The organism is Paraburkholderia sp. RL17-373-BIF-A, from assembly GCF_046030175.1.
Classification (GTDB): domain Bacteria; phylum Pseudomonadota; class Gammaproteobacteria; order Burkholderiales; family Burkholderiaceae; genus Paraburkholderia.
The window spans coordinates 1-223 of record NZ_JARESO010000569.1 but is presented as its reverse complement, the minus strand read 5'-3'; the positions used below and the strand labels follow the sequence as shown (position 1 = coordinate 223).

General features: G+C 54.7%; 1 protein-coding gene. It reads right to left on the bottom strand.

Annotated features, from left to right (window positions below):
• On the bottom strand, positions 1-216 hold a 216-nt coding region (locus P0D80_RS51795), incomplete at its 3' end, for a hypothetical protein (protein ID WP_494478676.1).
• Positions 217-223 lie beyond the last annotated feature (7 nt).

Sequence of the window (223 nt, the reverse complement as noted above, 5' to 3'; positions counted from 1 at the left end):
ATTCTGCATCTGATCCTGCAGCGCCCGCTGGAGCGTGCCGGAAAGTATCGCTGTACAAGTGAAGCTATTCCCCTTCCCAAGGAGTCGCCCCTTGTAATCCTCCAGCTCGGCTTTTGAGAAGCCTTCGACGCCAGCATCCAGATCATCTGCATGATTGAGCATTGCCACCGCCAGCACACGCAGCCCTTCCGGCGAATTTTCTTCCATGCCAAACATTCTCGAA